Genomic DNA, 18,329 nt, shown 5'->3' on the forward strand with positions numbered 1-18,329 from the left:
TGGGTCGACGGCCAGACGGCGAGGAACCGCATTCAATCGAGGTGATCGTCGTCTTCTTGCTGCGGATACAGCGGAGTGCCGGCGGCCCTGTGCCAACTTAAAATACCATCCCACACTTCAGCGCCTGATTCAGCGTACCAGAATAGGTGTCGGTCTTCCTCGTCGATGAGACCCTCTTCCACGAGGAAGTCTATATCCAATGCCCGGCGCCAAAATTCTTCGCCGACGAGAATGACCGGTATCGGTTTGATCTTGCGCGTCTGGACAAGTGTGAGTGTTTCAAACAACTCATCGAGCGTCCCGAAGCCGCCCGGGAACACCACAAGGGCCTTTGCGCGTAGTAGAAAATGCAGCTTTCGCACCCCGAAATAGTGAACCCGAAAACAGAGTTCAGGACTGACATAAGGGTTGGGGAACTGCTCGCGCGGCAGACTGATGTTGAGGCCCACAGATGGTGCGCCAACGTCGAAAGAGCCACGATTGGCAGCCTCCATTATGCCGGGGCCCGCACCTGTCATGACAACGATCGAGTGCTGAGGATTGGCGCAATTGGCTCGGCCAACCATTCGCCCGAGATCCCTGGCGATATCATAAAACCTTGCTTTGTCGAGGATCCGTTCCGCGACCTGTAGCCGCTGGCATGAACCCGCACCGTCTTCCCCTTCCCCAAGGGTTTGGCGAACGCTCTCGACATTGCGACGTGCTGCGTCCGGCTCACATAGACGCGTACTGCCGAAGACAACGATAGTCCCCTCGATCCCGTGCTGGCGCAGCAGGAGTTCCGGCTTTAGATAGTCCATCTGAAGCCTGGGGCCGCGCGTATCATCACGATCGAGAAAGCCAGGGTCGTCGATCGCCAAGCGGTAGCTTTCGCTCCGCAAAATAGCCTCGACCCTGTCGGGCGCGTGTGGGTCGTCCGCCACCGACTTGATCGTCTGTCCTGGCAGCGGCTTTGTGCGGTGAGATGGATGAGGTGGCGCCGGCACGAGACCGGGCCGGCAACTGCCTTTCTTGGCTCCATCGTCGCGACGCTTAGGACACATCCGCAAAGGATACTCCAAAAACGCGTCCATTTCGATGGCTTCGGCCGCTGCCTATCCTTGGCCCGGCGGCCCTACCGGTTCAACGCGGGCAAAGTGGGCTGCGTCCATTCGAATGGGTGTGGTGGCATCTGGGCTGCCCACCGCGCGTTGGTCGCCAAGATCTGCTTTTGGGTCGCAGAAGAGCTTGAACAACAGTTTCATCACCGCTTCGGCCCGGCCGTCGGAGATCGTATAGTAGATCTGGCGAGACTCCCGCCGTGTCTTGACGAGGCCTGCCTGTCGTAGCTCCGCGAGTTGCTGCGAAAGGGCCGGTTGCTTGATGCCCAGCGCCTCTTGAATCTCGCCCACCGAGCTTTCCTGCTGAGCGATGTGACAGAGCAACATCAGCCTGTTGGCGTTGCTGAAGTGCCGCACGAATTCGGCTGCTTCCTGCGCCTTCTCCGCCAACGTTTCCAATGAACCGTGGATTCCGACGCTCATGTCCGCCTCTCGCGAAAATACCAACTCTCGCCCGGCCGAACGAGCTCCTGTGGCGCATCCATTGTGGGTGCAGGATCGAGAAGCGGATCACCCGGACGCCATCCCTGCGGCGTCGATGCATCCTCTCGCTCGCTGGCTTGAAGCGCGGCGACGAGACGCAGCAGTTCGTCAACCGAACGGCCTACATTCATCGGGTACGAGATAATCGCACGGATGACACCCTGCGAATCGATCACGAATGTCGCTCTGACGGTCGCGCTGCTTTCGGAAGCATCGTTGATCATCCCATAAGCCGTCGCAATCGCCATGGACGGGTCTTCCACGATCGGGAATGTGACGTTCACTGCGAACCGGTCGCGAATGTCGCGGACCCAGGCGATATGCGAATAGAGACTGTCAACCGAGAGCCCAAGCAGCGAGCAGTTAAGGCTTTCGAATTCCGGCGATGCGCGGGCAAACGCAATGAACTCGCTGGTGCATACGGGCGTAAAGTTTGCTGGATGGGCAAAAAAGACCAGCCAGCGGCCCCGATAGGACGAGAGGGTGATCTGCCCTGCCGTGGAGCGCGCCGAAAAGTCGGGCGCGCGCGAGTGCAAGGCAAGGGGCTTGGGCATCGTCTCGGTCATATGGGTTCCTGTCTGCTGCCGGCTCGATCTGCATAACGGCAATCCGAATACAAATCCAGGCAATAACACTTGCTTATTTATTGTAAGTATGTACCTAATAAATAAATCAAGTCAACGGATGGAAAAGACCATGACGGGCCATAGTTCGGATCAAGCCCTGCATCACGCCCACCAGGTGATCGAGAGAGCGCTGGTAGACCCAAGCAAACGTCCTGCAGTGAGGTCTTTCTTCGACGAGCAAACCAGCACGGTCAGCCATGTTGTGCGGGACCCGCTCTCGCAGGCGTGTGCGGTCATCGATAGCGTGCTGGACTACGACGCGGCTTCAGGGCGCACCGACACGATCTCATCGAGGGCGCTCATTGATTACGTGAAAGCTGAAAGTCTCGAGGTCCGCTGGATCCTGGAGACCCATGCCCACGCCGACCACCTCTCGGCCGCCCCCTACCTTCAGGCTGAACTTGGCGGGCATCTTGCGATCGGACGGGAAATCGTCCGCGTCCAGGAGGTGTTCGGCAAGATTTTTAATGCCGGCACCGAGTTTCAGCGGGATGGCAGTCAATTTGATCAGCTCTTCAACGACGGCGATGGCTTTATGGTGGGGGAACTCGATGCGCGGGTCCTGCACGTGCCTGGACATACGCCAGCCTGTCTCGCCTATGTCATCGGTGACGCCATCTTCCCCGGCGACACGCTTTTCATGCCAGACTACGGGACAGCACGTTGCGACTTTCCTGGCGGCGATGCGCGTCAGCTTTATCGTTCGATAAAGCGCATCTTGGCACTCCCGGATGAAACCCGGATGTATCTCTGTCATGACTACAAGGCCGCCGGCCGCGAACATTACGCCTGGGAGACGACGGTTGGCGCACAGCGTTCGGGAAACATCCATGTCCGTGAGGGCGTCAGCGAAGATGAATTCGACAAAATGCGCACCGAACGCGACGCAACGCTCGGGATGCCGAAGCTCATTTTGCCCTCGGTGCAGGTCAACATGCGCGCGGGCCAGTTGCCCCCGGCTGAAGACAATGGTGTGCGGTACCTGAAGATCCCACTGAACGTGTTGTGAGCAAAAATGAACCAGATTAGCTTTCTCTGGCCGCTTGCAGGCGGCCTTCTCATCGGCCTTTCTGCCGGGATTTATCTTTTGACGACGGGGAGGATCGCCGGGATTTCCGGGCTCGTCGCCTCAACACTCGGCCTGACGGGTTCTGGTATCAGCAAACTCGGCCTTGGCTTCCTCGGAGGCATTCTTGTTGGGGCCTTTGTCGCATCGTCGATCGCGCGCGCGCCCAACATCCAAGTGACCTCATCCGTGCCACTCCTTCTCGTCGGCGGACTGCTTGTTGGCTTCGGCACACGCCTTGGTTCGGGTTGCACCAGCGGCCACGGTGTTTGCGGACTTGCACGGCTGTCGCCGCGCTCGATCGTCGCAACATTGATCTTCATGACCGTCGCTGCGGCCACGGTGTTTGCGATGCGTCTAGTTTTAGGAGCCAGTGCCTGATGATTGCGAGAGTGTTTGCCGCCATTTGTTGTGGTTTGCTTTTTGGCGCCGGGCTTGTTGTCTCCGACATGATCAATCCCGCACGCGTTCTTGCCTTTCTCGATATCGCCGGCGACTGGGATCCATCGCTTGGTTTTGTAATGGGCGGCGCCCTCATCCCTTCGGCGCTCGCCTACATTGTCCGCAATCGCCGGCGCGCGCCACTGCTTGACGAGACGTTTCATGTTCCGACGAAGCGTGCGCTGGATCTCCGCCTCGTGGCCGGCGCGGCACTCTTTGGTGTCGGGTGGGGACTGGTTGGTCTCTGCCCAGGCCCTGCGATCGCCGCTTTGTCTACGGGCCGATGGCAGGCAGGGCTGTTCGTCCTGGCGATGGTCGCCGGAATGATCCTCTATCGCTTCACCTTCGAGGCGACAGCGTCGCTGTCCAGGGGAAGCGCCCGATAACCTGTAAAGATGGTCCCGAAAGCTTGACTCGAACGGCTCGGCCAGACCATCGCAATTCATGTTAGGTCTTCGAAATGTCTCTCGAACCTATCCAATACGGGCTGGGGGGGCTGTCCGGCGGACTGGTCGGATTGGCGCTCGGCCTGTTTGGCGGTGGCGGATCCATCCTTGCTGTTCCACTGATGGTCTATTTGGTCGGAGTGTCGAGCCCGCACCTTGCGATCGGCACCAGTGCCCTCGCCGTTGCTGTCAATGCCTTCGCCAACCTGATCGGCCACGCGCGCCTCGGTCATGTCAAATGGCGCTGCGCCATCATGTACAGCCTATCGGGAATAGTCGGAGCCTATGTCGGCTCGTTCCTTGGAAAATTGGTGGAAGGGCAGCATTTGCTCGCCTTGTTTGCTTTGCTCATGATCGGGGTCGGAGGGCTGATGCTCAAACGCCGAGAGGCGCAGGGCGATCCGGGGGCGCGTTGTTCGCGTGAAAACGCGCCGAAAGTCATCGCTTTCGGTGGGCTTACGGGGATGTTTTCAGGCTTTTTCGGGATCGGGGGCGGCTTTTTGATCGTGCCGGGCCTGATGGCCTCTACCGGCATGCCTATTCTGTTCGCCGTCGGCTCCTCCCTCGTGGCTGTCTCCGCATTCGGCTTGACGACGGCCCTAAGTTACGCTGCATCGGGTTACGTCGACTGGACGCTTGCCGCCGCCTTCATCTCCGGCGGCGTGGTTGGTGGCGTGATGGGCACCGCCGCGGCGAGCCGACTTGCCGTGTACAAGGGCGTGTTGAATACTCTGTTTGCCCTGATGATCTTCATCGTTGCCGTATACATGCTGTACCGCAGTCTCTTCGAGATTGTCGCGAATTGAGCAAACGCTGGGATTTGAAGGCAATTTGCGACATTTAAAGGTCGTCGCGTCGGAGTCCCTTGCCTCCTCGAATAGTGTCCCCGCAAAAGGCGCCGCGACCGTCATGCGATCATCTGGAAGGCACGATGGCCAAGATTTCGGTTCCAACGCTCCGGCCACAAGTCGGCACCAGGTTGAAGCTGCGTCGTTCCGACATACGGGTTCTCGTCGGTTGCGGTGCGCTGACTCAAATGCAACCACGTCCAACGCACCTCTCAGAGGCGCCCGCCAATCGTCGGCGGCCCGAATGCGAATTTGCCGGCGCACTGGGTTCTGCAGCATCGATTTGGTCAACATCCTCGTTCCCGATCAGGGAACGAGGACGGCAGCCCCGTTCAATCTGCCATGGCGGAGATCCTCAAGGGCTTCGTTCGCTCCTTCGAGCGGATAGACAACCGTGTGCGTTTTGACCTTGGCGTTCCGGGCGATAGGGAAGAATTCGCGGGCATCGGCCCGCGTGAGATTTGCTATCGAAACGACTTCGCGTTCTCCCCAGAGGATCGAATAGGGCATCTGAGGAATGTCGCTCATGTGTATGCCGCCGCACACGACGCGCGCGCCTTTGCGCACTGCGCGTAGCGCCGTTGGGACGAGTGGACCCACTGGCGCAAAGATTATGGCGGCATCAAGCAATACGTCCGGCGCCTCGTCCGATCCACCCGCCCAGCTTGCGCCCAGACCGATTGCGAAGCGCTGGGCTTGAATGTCACCGGGCCGGGTGAAGGCATAGATTTCACGCCCTTGCCATACAGAGATCTGGGCAATGATGTGGGCCGCGGCGCCGAAGCCAAAGAGACCGATGCGCTTTGCATTTCCTGTCTTCTTCAGCGCCCGCCAGCCAATGAGGCCGGCACAGAGAAGTGGAGCAACAGCCACTGGGTCGTCTGCGAGCTCAAGGCCAAAGGAAAAGCGTTGATCGGCAACGACGTGGGTGGGAAACCCGCCATCGCGCGTATAGCCCGTGAAGAGCGGTTGATCACACAGGTTCTCCAGGCCGGCACGACAATAGATGCAGTGGCCGCAAGTGAAGCCAAGCCATGGCACGCCAACACGGCTTCCAAGAAGAGACGGATCGGCGTCGTCACCCAGCGTTTCGACGACCCCGACAATTTCGTGGCCAGGCACCAGCGGAAGTTTGGGATGCTCGAGTTCTCCGTCTATTACGTGCAAATCAGTGCGACAGACCGCGCAGGCCTCCACGCGTATTCGCATCTCACCAGGGCCAGGTGGCACGTCGGCAAGGGTTTTCAGGACCAATGGCCTCCCGGGTTGTTCGAGCACCATCGCCTTCATCACACACCTCAACTCCCACGATATAGGCGAAAGTGACTGCCGCGCTTCGAAACTCATTCGCGCGGCTTTGGTGTCAATCGTTCGGAGCGGAAAGCCTGAGCGGGCTCGTCAACGTGATGATTTGGCGATGTTGATCTGAATCCACAATCTCCACGCCACTGAGCCCGTCGACCCCTTCGAGAACTGCTATGCTGGCCGGCTTGTGAATGAGATGATCAAGCCCTTCCATGGCAATCTCAAGGAGATCTCCCTTGGGATCGTACGTGATGCCGACCAAGGGGACCGATTTCGCCTGGATCTGGTCACCCAGTCGAGCGCCGGTAATCTCGACATGCGCCCGTTTTCCTCGAAGGGCCTTTGCCATGCGATCAAAAAAGAACTGCCATTCGGACCGAACTAGGACGCGACTGGTCATTTTTGTCACTCCTCTTGATCAGCGGTCGAAACGCGAGCGAACCGGCTGCTCCCGACCTCTGCATATCTGCCTTTTACGGCGCTGCAGCGGCCGAAAAAATGTCCTTCCGGTTCCTCCAGCGCCGCTGCCCGCGCAAGCAATCGCCCGACTGATCGAGCGACCGAGTATCAAGGTAGCTCACTTGAGGATGCCCCGCTTTGTCGCCGATCAAATCGGCTGGCCTAGCCGGGCCTGTTTGGCAACCAGGCCTCACCATAGTTGGCAAACACGTCCTCGCGCCTGCAAAGTTCGCTTCCCGCAGCCATAACCGCCGCCGCGCCCGCAGCGATACCGAACCGAAATGCATGTTCGACCGGCCCACCCGCGTCCAGGAACCAGACAAGTCCGCCGATGAAGCTATCGCCCGCGCCCACTGTGGACTTGGCGATGACATGTTTCGATGGCGCTCTTAGGGTGCCGAAAGCGCCGGCGAGCAGTGCACCCTCACGGCCCAGGGTCACCGCGACGAACTCTGAGACACCATCCCTGACCAAAGCCGATGCAGCTTTCGTGACCCCATCTTCGTCCAGTCGGCACGCGGCCAGAACTTCCAACTCCTCAAGGCTCGGCTTGATAAGGAAGAACGGAGCCTTGCCCAATGTGTCGCGCAATGTCATTCCCGGACAATCTAGGATCACCTTCGTACCTTTTTTCGCGGCACGTCTGGCAATTTCCGCATAGAGATCGGCGGGAGCGTTGCGCGGGAGGCTTCCGCTCGCCACGAGATAATTTCCCTGGAACTGGCCAACCGCCTTCAGGACCGAGTTTACGTCGCCTGCGGAAATTTCGGGGCCGTCCGGCACAAAGCGGTACTCAAGCCCAGTCTCTTCTTCATGGACCATGAAGGCAATGCGCGTGGGGCCGTCTATCGTGATCGGATGAAGGCGGATAGCCGTTGTCGCCAAGGCGTCCGTGAGTATCGCCCCGGTGGCGCCGCCCGCCAGCAGCACCAATTCCACGTTGCCGCCAAGCCTGGAGATGACGCTAGCGACATTGACCCCGCCCCCGCCAGGCCGTTGAAGCACATCGTGAGTTCGAACCTTGACAGTTGGATGAATGCGCCTCGCTTGGCTCGAAACATCAATGGTAGGGTTAAGCGCGATCGCAAGAATGGACATCGTTCAACGAGCCTGATCAACGGTCTTGCAGTCAGCTCCGTTGGCAACGCGCCATTCATTTCGCACCCATCCGGCGCCGCACACCGTCTCGGCCGCAACCCGAGCAGCCAGCCGCTGAACGCCGCTTTCGACAAAGCCGGTCAGGGCCACGACACCGGCCTCGACTTTCACCTCGATGGCGCCCTGCTCCATGCCGAGGTCGCAAGACAGGCGCGTCAGCACTGCGCGCTTCATGGCTTCGTCGCCAGCTACGGATTTCTCGGGTTTTTCCGCGACGATCACCTTAAGAATATCACGACGGCTGACTATGCCAACCAAGCGGCCCTGATGGACGACTGGTACGCGTTTTATGGAATGGGCTTCCATCAAGGCGGCAATCTGGTCCACCGATGTATCCGCCTCCACTGCCACGACGGGAAACGACATCACGTCACCGACGCGCCAGCTATGCCTGTGTATGTAAGTTTCGGGATCCCTTTGCAAATATCTCCCTCCCAGCACAGCCGGTCCCAATTCGGAGCGCTGGATGAGATCGCCCTCGGACAGCATGCCGACGAGGTTCCCACTGTCATCGCATACCGGCAAGCCGCTGACTCCCCTGTCGAGCATGAGCGTCACAGCGTGCCGCACACCATGGTCAGGGCTTACGAAAGTAACCTTTCTGGTCATGATGTCGGCAGCGTGCATTTCAGACTCCGATCAAAGGCGAAGACGCTATAAACCATATCCGAAAAGCCGGCGCGGGAGATTGACGCCGATCAATGCACGAACCAGCCAGACCCGAGCATTTCCGGGTCGCATTTGAATGAGGGTATTTTGACCCGCATCAAGGACGCGCACATCCCGCTCTATTAGCGTGCCATGAACTGCAGAGCGTTTCGGCCCCCGCGGCCATGGCAACGAGTGAGTGCCGTTAACCGAGATTGTGACAGTTTTGGAGAAACATCCATGCGACAAGCAAATTGGCAGCCGTTGAAAGCACCTTCCTGGTTCCTCCCGTCATCGTCAGCCCTCTCTATCGAGCTTTGGGGCGCGCTAGGATCATTGGGGCATATGCAGGCGGCGACTGTCGAAGCCACTCTTCGCTATCAGATCGAGGCGTTGCAGTTCCTGCAGAACCGTCTGGAGAGCGATTTGCACTTGCTTCAGCATTGCCAATCGTATGACCGGGAACCTGATCTGTTCGATGTCTGGTCCGGCTTCTGGCAACAGACATTTCTCGATTACTTCAAGGAAGGAGCGCGGCTTGCGGACATCGGCACGACCTCGATGCGGAAAACGGCGAAGCGCCTGCAAGAAGAAGAAAGGCGCGTCGTCGAAAACATGGCCGCACAGGCGACAATGTGATGACGACGGGCTTGCTGACAGCGCGAACCTTGAAACTTGCTGCGGTTGTTACATTGCTGCTGTGGAGCCCAAGCATTGCAGCAGATCTTGCCCGCGGGCGCGCCATCGCCGCCCGATGGTGCGACGAATGCCACGTGGTTGCACCGCGGCAGGTAGCCGGATCGGATTCTGTTCCGCCATTTTCGCAAATCAGGAAGTCCGAACGCCTGGATGAAGCGCGTCTGCGGTTTTTCCTGTCGGCGCCGCAGCATTCGCGTATGCCAGATCTGTCGCTTACACGCGCCGAAATCGCAGATCTCGTCGCTTACATCAAATCGCAACAGCGTTGAAGCCTTAGCGGCCGCGATTAGCGACAACAGCGGGTGCTTCGGGTTAGAAGGCGCTCGTTGGGCGGCGTGAGGGCTTGAGCGTTCTGCTGCTACCGACAGACATGGCAATGCCTGACGCTCAGCGTGAGGTCGGTCCCATCGTTTAGGATGGACTTAAGCGTGTGTCGTCGCTGCGCGGTGAAACGGTTGTCGCATTTCAAGTCCAGTTCAGGTGATGCGTCCGGAAGCTTGCGAGACCTTTCCAGGCTCGAGGATGTCGCGAACAATGTCGCTGACCGGCTGTTCCGCATTGACGACGCGCCAGTTGAGCGGCTTCCCCTCGCCAGACAATTGCTGAGCCAGAACGCTAAGATCCGCGTCCGAAGGACCCTTGTTTCTCGTAGCCACGCGCTGTCGCAGCATGGACGCGCTGGCCTCCAGCCAGACAGCCTCGCACGGGATGCCTTCGGCTCTCGCTGCAACCTCAATGAGGCTGCGGTTACGCGCGCGATCGAACACTGCGTCCGCTACAACCGAGCCGCCTGCCTTCAATACCGTCAGGCTGCGGCGAACCACTTCGGAATAGACATTGTCCGATACATCTGGCTTGTAGGCGTCCGCACCGAGGCGTGTCTCTGCTGAAACTCCGTAGAAAGCCTTGCGAACGCGGTCACTCTCGATGATGCGCGCGCCCGGAGGTGCGCCGAGCTCAGCGGCCAGAGCGTCCGCTACGGTCGTCTTGCCGGAGCCACTGAAGCCTCCGATCACGATGAGGCGCGGCTGAACCTTGGTGAGAAGCGCGTGCGCGAGCTCAAAGTAGGAACGCGCCTCTGACACAAGATGCACCGCACTGGCGTCTTCTGCGACCTGGGTAGCGGTCACGTGAGCCCTGACGGCAGCCCTGATTGCCATGAAGAATGGCAGCAGTGCAAATCCATCCTCGTCATCGGATACATCAAGGTAGCGGTTCATCACCAGGTTCGCGAACTGCGGGAGCCCCCTGTGCCACAGGTCCATCAACAGAAAGGCGAGGTCATAAAGTGTGTCGATCGTGGCGATCTGATCGTTGAACTCGATGCAATCGAACAAGCGAGGCTGTCCGTCAATGAGGCAAATGTTGCGCAAGTGTAAGTCCCCATGGCATAGCCTGACTTTACCGGACGCCTCTCGGCGATCCAGAATCGGCCCAAACTCTCGAAGCACTGCTTCAAAACGCTGTGTAACAGCGGTGACTTCGGTTTCTTCGAAGACCTGACTGGTACCGAAGCCAGCCGTATTGATGGCAAGCACCGCACCAATGTTTGCAGACCCCGAACCTCGATGAACTACAGGTGCAACATGATGGTAGCGGGCGATCATGCGCGCCGCTTCAGACAGCAGTCTCGCGGTCAGCCGTCCCTCCATGGCCATCCGATCGAACAGTGCGTTCTGGTCAAAGCGAACCATCTCGACGACCGGCTCGACAAGTTCGCCGTCGCCAAAGTGAAGCCTGCCCGCGCGGTCGCGCGCGATCTTTCGGACGCCAAGATAAAGACCCGGAGCTGCGGGCCCGTTGAGCTTGACCTCCCGTTCGCAGGCTTTCAGCCGAAGCTCCGGCGTTGAAAAATCGACGTAGGGCAGCTTGACGGCGCGTTTCATCTTGAAGGCGCGGTCGTGAGCGAGAAAGACATGCGAGATATGAGTTTCGATGTGTTCGACCACATCGCCTCCGTGTGTGCGCCGGTCGCCTAAGAATGCCGTGGCATCGGTCTGGTCTTGAACGAGCATGTTGCCTCGCTTGAATGGCGAAAGGCAGCGCCGATTGTGCGCCGCGCTGTCGGACGTAAAAGACTTTGATTATTATGCGCGCCGCGCGTCGATCTGGCGTTGACGCGGATCAATAGTCCTCCTCGTGAGCTCCCGGTCAGTGCGGGATCGATCCCCGCACACCTCGAATGAATACCGTGCGAGCCGCCTGCTCAATCAGGATGACATCAGGCGATTGAGATTGGTTTCGCGTAGCAGCGACCGGGTGACGCCTCCGACCAGCCACTCGCGCAGACGACTGTGGCCATATGCTCCCGAAACGATCAGGTCCGCACCAAATTGCTTGGTAATGCCGATCAGGGCCTCGCCATCTGAAGGAGCATCGCAGCTGAAGATCTCTCCGCGGGCTCGTGCACCGTGATGGATCAGGTGGCGGACAACATCATTGAGTGTCTCCAAGGCGTGATGCTTTGCCTGATCTTCGACTGAGGCGACAAGCACCTCGCGAGCATGAACGAGGAAAGGCATTGCATCGACCACGGCGCGCCTGGCCTCACGCGTATCCTTCCAGGCCACGACGACCTTATGGGCAGCGAGCGGCTCAAGATCGGCTCTCGGGATGAGGACAGGGCGACCCGCCGAATGGATCAGTTCACCGATATCAACCTGCTCGTTACCGACTTGCGGTGTGCCCGCGATAACGAGGTCGGCCAATCGAGCAGCAGCCGCGAGTTCCTTCGTCGGATCACCAACGCTCGTCCGCAAGAAATCCACGTCTCCGCCTTCCGCCTCGAATTCTTTTTTCAGCGTCTCCAGGTGGCGCTCGATATCGATCGCTTCGAGACGCATGAATTCATCATCCATCACCACTCCGGGAGGGGCCGCCGTTATGATGCGAATGTCGCCGGCAGCGAAACCGACGAGTGTTGCTTCGAAGTGCGACGCGACGTCACGGGCAAATTTCAGCTGTCTGGCAACACTTTCGTGCACGCTCAAGCTTACCAGTATCGTGTTGTAAATCATTGCTACGACCCCCAATTTGGAAACCCGGTCGGTTTATGAAAACACTGATCGATGGGTCTCGCCTTGACCACCGTCAAAGGCCCGGCATCGCCAGCGTCGATGTCTTTGACGCCCATCAAGGTTGGCTGACCTCCCGCGTGCTAGACACAGGCAAAGGGAGGATTGGAGCCATGGCGCACAAACAAGTCCTTTTCCACTCAGCCGCGCGCGAGAAGATCCTGAAGGGGACAGCTCAGCTTGCCGATGCGGTTCGGGTCACACTTGGACCTCGGTCCAAGTCCGTACTGATTGAGAGAAAGTGGGGTTCACCGATCGTTTGCAACGATGGCGTCACAATTGCCAAGGAATTCGATCTCAAGGACCCAGAGGAAAATCTCGGCGCGCGGATGTTAAGGCAGGCGGCGGAAAAGACCGGTGAAATCGTGGGTGACGGCACGACCACATCGACCATTCTTGCCCATGCGATCTTCGCTGACGGCCTGCGTAACGTCGTGGCCGGCGCAAGCGCGATCGATATCAAGCGAGGTCTCGACCGTGCGCTCAAGTGCGCCATCGCAGAACTGAAGCGGAATTCGCGGCCGGTTTCTTCAAAGCTTGAAAAGGAGCAGGTCGCAACCATCTCGGCGCACAACGACACGCACATCGGCGCACTCATTGGAGAAGCGATGGAGAAAGTCGGCGACGAAGGGGTGATCAGCGTCGAGGAATCAAAATCAACGGAGACGGTCCTCGATGTACTCGAAGGCATGCAGTTTGATCGCGGCTACCTTTCGCCCTACTTCGTCACCGACATGGAGCGGATGGAAGTGGCGCTCGAAAATCCTGTCATTCTGCTTTTCGATCGAAAGATCACGTCGCTGAAAGATTGTGTCGGCCTACTGGAGGGCATTGCCAAATCCGGGACCCCTTTGCTGATCCTCGCAGAGGACGTCGAGACGGAAGCGCTGGCCACATTGATCGTCAACCAGATGCGGGGAACGCTTCGCAACTGCGCGGTGAAGACACCCGGCTTCGGCGATCGAAGAAAGGCGCTGCTTCAGGACATAGCCATACTCACTGGCGGTCAGTTGATCTCGGAGGAACTGGGGATCAAGCTGGAAACCGTCACCGCTGATCAGCTTGGTCGTGCCGAACGGGTGGTCATTACAAAGGATACAACAACCATCATAGGTGGAGCGGGAGACGAGAAGGCAATTCACGCCCGCACCGAACAGCTAAGGCGGGAGATTTCAACGACGACGAGCGACTACGACCGAGAGAAACTTGAGGAGCGACTGGCAAAGCTCTCGGGCGGCGTTGCCGTCATCAAGGTGGGTGCGGCCACGGAAGCCGAACTCAAGTCGAAGAAGGAAGCGCTCGATGATGCTATCAGCGCGACTAAAGCAGCTGTCGCCGAAGGCATTCTGCCTGGCGGCGGGCTCGCTCTCCTGCGATGCATCAATGCTTTAGCCGTAGAGGAAGGAACGTGTGAAGGTGACGAGCGCACGGGCGTCCAGATTCTCAAACGCGCGCTTGAGCTTCCGGCGCGCCAGATCGCCGAGAATTCCTCCACCGATGGCGGCGTTGTCGTGGCGAAGATGATGGAGGGGGAAGGCAACTACGGCTTCGACGCGGGACGGAAGGAATATGTCGATCTGATGTCTGCCGGCATAATCGATCCCACCAAGGTCGTCCGCGTAGCCCTTGAAAATGCGGTCTCGGTCGCAAGCGTTTTATTGTTAACCGAAGCCACTATGACGGAGCTGCCGGAGCCGGCAAAGAACGGCCTTGTCGAAGCCGGCATGCAAGCCTAGCCCCCCGAAGATCGGAGCATCGTGATGAGCGCATTGAACGAACGGCAAAAGGCTCTCGAAGAGAAGTATTTGCTGGATTTCGAAATGGCGATCCGGGTCCGCGATCGACGCAATCGTATCTTGGCGAAATGGGCAGCTCAGGTTATCGGGCGCGCGGATACATCCGACTATGTGGAAGAGGTGGTCAAGGCTGGTTATGCCGAACCTGGCGATGATGACATCTTGGCGAAGGTGCTCGGCGACCTGCATGCTGCCAACGTGCCGGTCGACAAGGCGATGATGCTAGAGAAAATGCGCGCGCTCCTCTTTGTGGCAGCCGAACAACTCGAAGCTGAGGAATGAAGGGGCAGGCATCATTGGCCTCGATCCTCTAAGCCTCGTTTCCGAATTTCTTCCGCAGCCGCAACAGTCCGCTTCACAGCAACGAAACTGTCGGGCGTGACCGAGATCGAGTCAATTCCGCAGTCTACGAGGAAGGCCGCGAATGCGGGATGATCGCTGGGTGCCTGTCCGCATAGCCCGATCTTGGCTCCAGCCGCCTTTGCCTCCACGATGACCTTGCGTATCATCCATTTTACTGCCGGATCTTGTTCGTCGAAGAGAGACGAAAGCTCCTCGGCATCCCTGTCGATTCCAAGCGTCAGTTGCGTGAGATCATTTGACCCGATGGAAAAACCGTCGAAATACCGGGCGAATTCCGCGGCCAGAATGACGTTGGAAGGGATTTCGCACATTACGTAAATTTCAAGCCCATTGCCGCGCTTCAATCCGTTCTCTGCCATTGTGTCGAGCACTCTTTCTGCTTCCTGCGGAGAGCGGCAGAAGGGGATCATGAGCGCGACATTTCGAAAGCCCATAGTCTCTCGAAGGCGCTTTATGGCACGGCATTCCAGCACGAACCCTTCCCGATATCGGGGTGAATGATAGCGGGAGGCTCCGCGAAAGCCGATCATCGGATTTTCTTCTTGCGGTTCGAACTGCGACCCGCCGCAAAGGCCAGCATATTCGTTGGTCTTGAAATCGCTCAGGCGGATAATGATGGGCTTTGGAAATGCGACGGCGGCAAGCCGCGCCAGGCCGGTTGAAAGCCTGTCCACGAAGTAGTCGGTCTTGTCTGCGTATCCCCGCGTCAGATCGGATATCATTTCTCTGGCGGCCTGGTCCCGCAAGTCGTCAAAATGCACGAGTGCCATCGGGTGGACCTGAATGGAATTCGAAATCACGAACTCCATTCGCGCAAGCCCGATGCCGTCGGCCGGCAATCTCCACCACCTGGATGCAGCCTGCGGATCAGCAAGGTTCAACATCACCTTTGTGCGCGTCTGAGGTATGTCGGAAAGGAGTATCTGTTCCGCCGCAAAGTCCGCCCGCCCCTCGTAGACCGTGCCCTCATCTCCCTCCGCGCAGCATACAGTAACTGTCTCGCCCGGACGCAATAACTGCGTTGCGTTTCCGGCACCCACGATGGCAGGAAGGCCAAGTTCCCTGCTGACGATCGCAGCATGCGACGTTCGGCCCCCGTGGTCTGTGACGATGGCGCAAGCACGCTTCATCAGCGGAACCCAATCGGGGTCTGTGGTCGTTGCAACCAACACGGCGCCATCGACAAAGCGATCAGCGTCGCTCGAATGATCAATAAAGCATACGGGCCCCGCCGCCATGGCGTTGCCAATCGCAAGCCCCCTGGTGATTGTTCGGCCCTTGGAATTGACGCGGTAGGTCGAAAGAAGATTGGTCGCCGCCTGCGATTGCACGGTCTCCGGCCGGGCCTGGACAACCCAAATCTCCTCAGTCTGACCGTCCTTCGCCCATTCGATGTCCATCGGACATCCATAGTGCGCCTCAATGGCGACGGCCCAGCTGGCCAGTTTCACGATTTCCTCGTCGCTTAAGACGAGCCGTGCCCTCTCCTCGCTGCCCGTCAAAACGTCTTGCGTCGGTGATGCCACGTCACCGTAGGCGAGCTTTCGTTCCTTGGAACCGCGCCGTCTTTCCAATATCGGCACGAGGTCCGTGAGGCCGAGCAGCGGCTTGAAGACACGATACTCATCCGGATCGACGCTCCCCTTGACGACGTACTCGCCAAGGCCCCAGCTGGCGTTGATGACAGCAACTTTGTCGAAGCCGGTCTCCGTCTCGATCGAGAACATGACGCCGGCACTGCCGAGGTCCGAGCGGACCATCTGCTGGATACCAATCGACAGCGCAACTTTCATCTGATCGAAACCATTCAATTGGCGATAACTGATGGCGCGGTCCGTGAAAAGGGAAGCGTAACAGCGACGGCAGGCATCCATGAGTTCCTGTTCGCCGGCGATGTTGAGGTAGGTCTCCTGTTGCCCGGCGAAACTCGCCGTCGGAAGATCTTCGGCAGTGGCGCTCGAGCGCACCGCGACCGACGCAGACCCGCGACCTGTCCTTTCGGACAGTTTTCGGTAGGCTGATACCACGTCGGCTTCCACTTCGGCCGGCCAGCGACCTTCCAGGATAAGTTCGCGAATTGCCGCGCCGGCCCGGCCGAGGGTCTCGCTACCGGATTCCCAGGCCTCCAAGCGCGCGCGGATGGGCTCGCGCAAGTTGTTGAAATCGATGAAGCGCCAATAGGTTTGCGCCGTCGTGGCAAACCCGCCGGGAACTTTGATACCAGTCCCGGAAAAGCTGCGGATCAACTCGCCTAGCGAGGCGTTCTTGCCGCCGACGTCGCCGATATCATCCCGTCCTACATCTTCGAACCAAATCACGGATGCCATCTGCGCCTCCTCGATTCACAGCTGGTGAATTTTAGGCGCCACGGCTGATACCGGCCTTGACGGCCGTCAAAGCACACTTGGTCGAATTCCCTCATATTTTATGCGAACAACTGTGGAGGGACTATTGTGGGAAAACTCGCACGCCAAGCAATCGTCGCGGAGATCGGCGAGACACATACGCGCCTTGCGGTGACGGATTACGATCGGCTCTCGATTGACCACTACGTCCAGTTCGACAATCAGGCCTTTTCCTGCGTGACCGATGCGCTTGCCGCGTACATCCGATCGACGCCAGTCGCCGCTTGCGCAATCGGAGTAGCGGTTATCAACGGCGGCCCCATCTCCCACGAAGAGGACCTTCAGTATGTCTTGGCGAAAGAACTCGACTGGGGCCGTTCTCGAACGCCGGTTGTAACGGTCGAGACCCTCGACGCGCTGGCGTTGGCCCTCCCCCACCTGACTTCGCACGATATCAGAGTCATTAGCGGACAACAGGGGGACGCAGCCGCTCCGAGGGCAATCATCAGCATGGGACAGGCGTTGGGCGTGACATCGCTGACCTCGACCGACGCCACATGGAGCGCCCATCGCACTTACGCGGGAGGAATCTCGTTCGCCCCTCACACGCGCGGCGAATTTGACCTCCTGGAGCGGATCCGTTGCGATACGGACTACGTCTCCGTTGAAAACCTTCTATCCGACGCCGGCCTTTGCCATGTCTACGAACTGTTGCTCGAAAGTGCGGGTCAGGCCGTCCGCGGCTTGCCGGCGCTCAGCATCATCGACGCGGCCTTAAACGGGAGTGACAGGGTGGCAGCAAAGGCGGTGGACTACTTCGCCACGTGGCTGGCCAGGTTCGCTGGCGACGTCGCTCTCCTTTACGATGCCCGCGGTGGCATCTACCTCTGGGGCGCCAATCCACGAAGAATGGAACGGCGGCTGAAGCTTGAAGTGTTTCGAGCCGCGTTCGAGGCGAAGGGCCGACGCTCTTCCTGGCTGGCACAGGTTCCGATATTCCTCATCCGCAGCGACGACGCGATTTTGAAAGGTGCGGCGGTCGCTCTGGCACGGCGCCTCGGTTGAGAGCCGCCACACGACATACATCCGACGCATAGACCCTCATACGTTGTGGGCGGTAGCGGCTCGATCCGGTGACTGTCGCGCAAGGAAGGCGGTCGCCAAGGCTTGCGGTGCCCCGAGGCTCACTTGCCGCTCCTTGAGAAGAATTCCCTTTATCACAAGGACGCTACAGACTGACGCGATCATGAGAACGAGCAGGATCAGCATCAGCCAATTCAAGAAGGCTGCCTGTATCATTTGCAGTCTGGTTCGCTTGGTCATCTCGATATCCCGGAAAACGATCATTCGTGCAATAACGACACGGTGACGAGTGCCCTGCATTGCGCTTCATCAAACCGCCGGGCCGGTGCCTTTTGACGGCCGTCAATGCGCCGCGTCCGAGAACGCGCTCTAATCGTCATGTCTGCTGG

At 58.9% G+C, this 18,329-nt stretch carries 19 protein-coding genes; 9 read left to right on the top strand and 10 right to left on the bottom strand.

Annotated elements, in window-relative coordinates:
* Positions 1–32: 32 nt before the first annotated feature.
* Genes ACIQUG_RS33095 through ACIQUG_RS33105 form a run of 3 tightly spaced genes read right to left on the bottom strand, consistent with a single transcriptional unit; the run spans position 33 to position 2,149 of the window.
* A complete protein-coding gene (locus tag ACIQUG_RS33095; RefSeq protein ID WP_402326580.1) occupies positions 33–1,073 on the bottom strand; it encodes an LOG family protein in 1,041 nt (346 codons plus the stop codon).
* A 21-nt stretch (positions 1,074–1,094) separates the two neighbouring features.
* The gene (locus ACIQUG_RS33100; RefSeq protein WP_402326583.1) at positions 1,095–1,523 is read right to left on the bottom strand and encodes an ArsR/SmtB family transcription factor; all 429 of its coding nucleotides are present in this window, start codon (positions 1,521–1,523) and stop codon (positions 1,095–1,097) included.
* Entirely contained in the window at positions 1,520–2,149 is a 630-nt protein-coding gene (locus tag ACIQUG_RS33105; RefSeq protein ID WP_402326584.1) for a peroxiredoxin, read from the bottom strand. The genes ACIQUG_RS33100 and ACIQUG_RS33105 overlap by 4 nt, the downstream gene beginning before the upstream one ends.
* 130 nt (positions 2,150–2,279) lie before the next feature.
* Here ACIQUG_RS33105 and ACIQUG_RS33110 point away from each other — a divergent pair, with 130 nt between their 5' ends.
* The 4 genes from ACIQUG_RS33110 (at position 2,280) to ACIQUG_RS33125 (ending at position 4,968) form a co-directional block, all read left to right on the top strand.
* The gene (locus ACIQUG_RS33110; RefSeq protein ID WP_402326585.1) at positions 2,280–3,218 is read left to right on the top strand and encodes an MBL fold metallo-hydrolase; all 939 of its coding nucleotides are present in this window, start codon (positions 2,280–2,282) and stop codon (positions 3,216–3,218) included.
* 6 nt (positions 3,219–3,224) lie between these two features.
* On the top strand, positions 3,225–3,656 hold the full coding sequence (locus ACIQUG_RS33115) for a YeeE/YedE family protein (protein ID WP_402326586.1): 432 nt from the start codon (positions 3,225–3,227) through the stop codon (positions 3,654–3,656).
* On the top strand, positions 3,656–4,102 hold the full coding sequence (locus ACIQUG_RS33120; protein ID WP_402326587.1) for a DUF6691 family protein: 447 nt from the start codon (positions 3,656–3,658) through the stop codon (positions 4,100–4,102). The genes ACIQUG_RS33115 and ACIQUG_RS33120 overlap by 1 nt, the downstream gene beginning before the upstream one ends.
* Positions 4,103–4,176: 74 nt before the next feature.
* The gene (locus ACIQUG_RS33125; protein ID WP_402326588.1) at positions 4,177–4,968 is read left to right on the top strand and encodes a sulfite exporter TauE/SafE family protein; all 792 of its coding nucleotides are present in this window, start codon (positions 4,177–4,179) and stop codon (positions 4,966–4,968) included.
* A 348-nt stretch (positions 4,969–5,316) separates the two neighbouring features.
* On the opposite strand, the gene ACIQUG_RS33130 is transcribed toward ACIQUG_RS33125, so the two are convergent.
* From ACIQUG_RS33130 to ACIQUG_RS33145, 4 genes are all read right to left on the bottom strand, one after another.
* Complete coding sequence (locus ACIQUG_RS33130; RefSeq protein WP_402326589.1) at positions 5,317–6,300, bottom strand: zinc-dependent alcohol dehydrogenase family protein; 984 nt, start codon at positions 6,298–6,300, stop codon at positions 5,317–5,319.
* Positions 6,301–6,373: 73 nt separating this feature from the next.
* Complete coding sequence (locus ACIQUG_RS33135) at positions 6,374–6,715, bottom strand: DUF5335 family protein (protein ID WP_402326591.1); 342 nt, start codon at positions 6,713–6,715, stop codon at positions 6,374–6,376.
* Between the two features lie 221 nt (positions 6,716–6,936).
* Positions 6,937–7,872, bottom strand: coding sequence for a 1-phosphofructokinase family hexose kinase (locus tag ACIQUG_RS33140; protein WP_402326592.1), 936 nt, complete (start codon positions 7,870–7,872; stop codon positions 6,937–6,939).
* A gap of 3 nt (positions 7,873–7,875) precedes the next feature.
* The gene (locus ACIQUG_RS33145) at positions 7,876–8,559 is read right to left on the bottom strand and encodes a CBS domain-containing protein (protein WP_402326593.1); all 684 of its coding nucleotides are present in this window, start codon (positions 8,557–8,559) and stop codon (positions 7,876–7,878) included.
* Positions 8,560–8,820: 261 nt separating this feature from the next.
* On the opposite strand from ACIQUG_RS33145, the gene ACIQUG_RS33150 reads away from it, so the two are divergent.
* Positions 8,821–9,219 carry a hypothetical protein gene (locus tag ACIQUG_RS33150; protein ID WP_402326594.1) on the top strand — a complete coding sequence of 133 codons (399 nt, stop codon included), beginning with the start codon at positions 8,821–8,823 and terminating at the stop codon, positions 9,217–9,219.
* Complete coding sequence (locus ACIQUG_RS33155) at positions 9,219–9,548, top strand: c-type cytochrome (protein ID WP_402326595.1); 330 nt, start codon at positions 9,219–9,221, stop codon at positions 9,546–9,548. The genes ACIQUG_RS33150 and ACIQUG_RS33155 overlap by 1 nt, the downstream gene beginning before the upstream one ends.
* Before the next feature lie 207 nt (positions 9,549–9,755).
* Here ACIQUG_RS33155 and ACIQUG_RS33160 read toward each other — a convergent pair whose 3' ends face one another.
* Positions 9,756–11,294, bottom strand: a complete 1,539-nt coding sequence (locus ACIQUG_RS33160) for an AAA family ATPase (protein ID WP_402326596.1) — start codon at positions 11,292–11,294, stop codon at positions 9,756–9,758.
* Between the two features lie 195 nt (positions 11,295–11,489).
* The gene (locus ACIQUG_RS33165; protein WP_402326597.1) at positions 11,490–12,296 is read right to left on the bottom strand and encodes a universal stress protein; all 807 of its coding nucleotides are present in this window, start codon (positions 12,294–12,296) and stop codon (positions 11,490–11,492) included.
* A gap of 170 nt (positions 12,297–12,466) precedes the next feature.
* Here ACIQUG_RS33165 and groL point away from each other — a divergent pair, with 170 nt between their 5' ends.
* Both groL and ACIQUG_RS33175 read left to right on the top strand, forming a co-directional pair.
* Positions 12,467–14,089, top strand: a complete 1,623-nt coding sequence (gene groL / locus ACIQUG_RS33170) for a chaperonin GroEL (protein WP_402326676.1) — start codon at positions 12,467–12,469, stop codon at positions 14,087–14,089.
* A 24-nt stretch (positions 14,090–14,113) separates the two neighbouring features.
* Complete coding sequence (locus ACIQUG_RS33175) at positions 14,114–14,431, top strand: ATPase inhibitor subunit zeta (RefSeq protein WP_402326598.1); 318 nt, start codon at positions 14,114–14,116, stop codon at positions 14,429–14,431.
* An 11-nt stretch (positions 14,432–14,442) separates the two neighbouring features.
* Here ACIQUG_RS33175 and ppsA read toward each other — a convergent pair whose 3' ends face one another.
* Positions 14,443–16,839, bottom strand: a complete 2,397-nt coding sequence (gene ppsA / locus ACIQUG_RS33180) for a phosphoenolpyruvate synthase (protein WP_402326599.1) — start codon at positions 16,837–16,839, stop codon at positions 14,443–14,445.
* Between the two features lie 126 nt (positions 16,840–16,965).
* Between ppsA and ACIQUG_RS33185 the strand changes: the two genes are divergently transcribed.
* Complete coding sequence (locus ACIQUG_RS33185) at positions 16,966–17,922, top strand: glucokinase (protein WP_402326600.1); 957 nt, start codon at positions 16,966–16,968, stop codon at positions 17,920–17,922.
* Positions 17,923–18,329: the final 407 nt, after the last annotated feature.

The organism is Ensifer sp. NPDC090286, from assembly GCF_044769565.1.
Taxonomy (GTDB): Bacteria; Pseudomonadota; Alphaproteobacteria; order Rhizobiales; family Rhizobiaceae; genus Ensifer.